4 protein-coding genes and 1 pseudogene are annotated in these 3,452 nt (G+C 59.0%); 4 read left to right on the plus strand and 1 reads right to left on the minus strand.

Going from position 1 to position 3,452, the window contains the following annotated elements; all coding sequences use genetic code 11:
- Positions 1-347: pseudogene (locus tag AC0L3O_RS35215) on the plus strand (hypothetical protein); the annotation flags it as partial.
- 228 nt (positions 348-575) lie between these two features.
- Here the strand turns inward: AC0L3O_RS35215 and AC0L3O_RS35220 are convergent.
- Entirely contained in the window at positions 576-740 is a 165-nt protein-coding gene (locus AC0L3O_RS35220) for a hypothetical protein (RefSeq protein ID WP_473618122.1), read from the minus strand.
- 748 nt (positions 741-1,488) lie between these two features.
- On the opposite strand from AC0L3O_RS35220, the gene AC0L3O_RS35225 reads away from it, so the two are divergent.
- The 3 genes from AC0L3O_RS35225 to AC0L3O_RS35235 form a co-directional block, all read left to right on the plus strand.
- Positions 1,489-1,998 carry a DUF2231 domain-containing protein gene (locus tag AC0L3O_RS35225; RefSeq protein ID WP_473618123.1) on the plus strand — a complete coding sequence of 170 codons (510 nt, stop codon included), beginning with the start codon at positions 1,489-1,491 and terminating at the stop codon, positions 1,996-1,998.
- Positions 1,999-2,178: 180 nt separating this feature from the next.
- On the plus strand, positions 2,179-2,922 hold the full coding sequence (locus AC0L3O_RS35230) for an SDR family NAD(P)-dependent oxidoreductase (protein ID WP_473618126.1): 744 nt from the start codon (positions 2,179-2,181) through the stop codon (positions 2,920-2,922).
- A gap of 270 nt (positions 2,923-3,192) precedes the next feature.
- The coding region (locus AC0L3O_RS35235) for a chemotaxis protein CheB (RefSeq protein ID WP_473618124.1) at positions 3,193-3,452 on the plus strand (260 nt) is incomplete at its 3' end.

Here is a 3,452-nt window from a genome sequence, read left to right on the forward strand (position 1 = left end):
TCCGTGCCTACGGAGCGCGAGAAGTCAGCAGCGGCATTCTGTCCTTGTCGGTGGACAAACAGTCGGGACTTTGGAGCTGTGTGGCCGGTGATGGGCTCGACATCGCAACACTCCTATGGGCGTTCCGGCATGACAATCCAAAACGTGACAACGTCGGACTTGCATTGGTGCTCGTTGCCGGCGTGACACTCATCGATTTATTGACCGCGCAAAAGGTAAGCGCCCGGCACGCTCGCGGCCGCCGGCAAGCCCGGGATTTTAGTAACCGCAGCGGCTTCCCGCGGGGTCTTGAAGCTGTGCGGGGCCTTGCACGTAAAGACATGTCGTCACCTGCCAGCCAGAATTGAGCGGTGGCTGACCTCAGGAGACGGTCTTTCCGCATGCCCGTGCCTGCCGCCGGGCACAGTCCCGATGGCAAGCTCCGGCTCCTGCACAGCCAAGCTTCGAACCGGGGCTTCGGCTGCCTTCCAGTCGGGCGTGAAGAAGCCGTGGTCCATGCGCCAGCGACCCAGGACTAGCCGGGCATGATACCGATCCGTCCCAAGCTGCGATGCCGTACCCCGCGTGCAGCCCGGTCAGCCGCTAGCACTCTGATCTGGTCGACCAAGTCCTTTCTTTGTAGCGAGATTTTGTTTTTCTTTCAGCAGCCGAACGATCGCGTCGACGGGCGGTGCAAGCTCGGGCGGCGACTTGCTGTTCGAGCGCCACAAGTGTTCAAACAATGTTCTCAGTATGCGCATTGTCGTAACCTCCTGGACCACCAAACTTGGCTTGGGCGTTGTTGTTCCTGAACGGCACGCCAAGCCCGCTGGGGGTGACGCGGAGGCTCAATCTGGAGAAACGACCTGAAGTGCTCGCGTCTCGGATTGTTGCAAATTATACGGCGGGAGGACGGACGAGTAGAACTTCGTTGGGCTTCGAGATGATCTAGTGGCTCGTCAGCAGGCGGTTTGTCTTCCTTCCGGAACCCTGGCCGAGCCAAAGGCGTTCGGGTCGTGCAGCACTTGCCCTAGGGCTGAAAGATCGGACTCCCCCTTCCGATCAGCCCACGTCCTTCCCATCCCCTCGGGGTGCGGGCCCCTATTTTGTTTGGCGTGCTGGAGCGGCGCGGCTGAAGGCGTAGCGGGCCTTTTTTGTTTCCGTGTGGAACTTCGGCGCGGGCTGAAAGTTTGATTCGTGCAGCTGCGACATGGATGACTCCCGATGGGCCCGCGTCCTTTTTTCCCGAAGGGCGCGGGCTTTCTTTCTGCACGGAACACCGGGGCGATGCACATTTCGCCGGCTTGCAGCGAAATGGCCGCTTGCGCGCTGCCTCAATCCCTCGCCTTCAGGCCCTGTTGTCTGCCGTCATATAGTGTGATCCCTGCTATCAACAATATTTTGGAATCCCATCACCAGCCGTCACTGGGCGCCGCGAGTGGAGATGCTTGACAGTGATTACCGGCTCGGGTTTTTGGAACTTATTCAGGCTTTTCAGCGTTCTATGACATGCCTCACGATCGAGCCAACCGTCTGCTGGGCGTCGCCACCACTGCGAAAATCGGCGGTCATCCGATCCACCCCATGTTGATTCCTTTTCCGATCGCATTGCTTGTGTCGGTGTTCCTCTCAGACCTGGTGTTTTGGTCGACCAGGAATGCTTTCTGGGCCGAGGCTTCTTTTTGGCTGCTCGGGTTTGCCTTGCTTATGAGCGCCGCAGCTGCGCTGGCCGGCTTTGCCGATTTCCTTGGAAATGCAGTCGTACGCTCTTTCGGCGCCGCGTGGCACCACATGATAGGCAATGTGATCGCAGTGGTACTCGCCTTGGCTAATTTCGTTTTGCGGCTCAGTACAGGCGCAGTCGAGGCGACTCTGCCTTGGGGATTGGCCCTGTCTACGCTTGTTGTCCTGCTTCTTGTTTACACTGGCTGGAAGGGCGGAACGCTCGTCTACGAGCACAGGGTAGGAGTGCATCCTGAGGAGGGTGAGGGCTCCAGTTCTCGTGCGGGACGATTTTGATGAGGTCTTGGCATGGCCGACCTGCGGGGACGCGTTGTCGTGGTCACCGGCGCTTCGAGCGGCCTCGGCAGAGCGGCTGCTCTTTGGGTTCTCGCGACAAGGGGCGCGGCTGGTACTGGTTTCTAGAAACGACGACGCGCTCGACAACATCGCTAAGGCGTCGACTCAGGCGGTGAGGCACTGACCTTTCCCGCCGATGTGGCAGACTACAGCGCGGTCGAGGAAATCCGTGGTTTTGCAGTATCGCATTTCGGCCGGATTGACGTCTGGGTGAATTGCGCCGCAGTGCTGATTTTCGGGCGTTTTGAGGAAGTTCCGCCTCCGCTGTTCCACCGTCTGGTCGACACGAATGTGTTTGGCTACATCAACGGATCTCAGGTCGCCCTCAAGCAATTCCGCTCTCAAGGAGACCGTGGAGTGCTGATCAACGTCAGTTCAATGCTCGGTGTCGCTCCAGAGCCTTTTGTCAGTGTATATGTCGCGAGCAAGTTTTTCATACGCGGGCTCACAGCGTCCATCCGGCAGGAGTTGCGCACCACGCCAGACATTCATGTGTGTGCTATCCTTCCTGCAGCCATGGACACCCCTATCTACCAGAAAGCGGCGAATCTGTTCGGCCGCAAGGCGCGATCCATTGTCCCTGTTTACTCCGCCGAGCGGGCCGCCTCTGCAATTGTCGGCGCCGCGAGCCATCCTCGACGCGAGATCAGGGTTGGGGGCTTCGCATTCGTGTTGGAATTTGGCTGCCGGGTTGCGCCATCACTGGTGGAATGGATAGTCGCTGTTGTGGGGCCACGTCTCCAGTTTCAGGAAAACGCCGAACAACCGCACGATGGCAACTTGATGGCAAGTGTGTCCCCTCACGAAGTTGCCGGCCGCTGGCGCCAGTACTGGACGAAGGCTGTTGGGCATCACTCCCCTTGATCGTCGCGTGCCCTTTGATTCACGTGCCCAGCCACCGCTTCCAACCTGTAGTGAATGGATTGGAACACAATCTTGCTGTTGCGGGTGACGAATCTGTCTGCACCGTCGGTAGCGTTGAAACTGCGCGAAGTAGCGGACCAGATCAGAATGGCGTAGGGACCCCGAACCTGCTTTGCCAAGAATTCGAATTTACCCTCAGGCAACTGCTCATGAAGGCCTGTTCCTTTAGGCCGCGAGGGAACGCAGCCGCTCTCGGATTCGTTGCAATGCATGAGCAATGTTGGACATAGGTCGGGCCAAGCTTCGAACGATCAGGGCCGCGTTTTGGACTTGCCCAATGAAAGCGAAAGGATCAGCTCTCGAAATCGCTGCATCATCGTTGTCGGAGCCTCGGCCGGCGGCGTCGAGGCACTGAAGCGGCTCGCGACCTATCTACCGCCCGATCTTGCCGCTGCTGTCTTCGTGGTGCTCCACGTGGGCCAGACGAGCTATCTCCCGGAGATCCTTGATCGGGCTGGCCCTCTCAGGGC

It is taken from the genome of Mesorhizobium sp. WSM4810 (assembly GCF_055811235.1).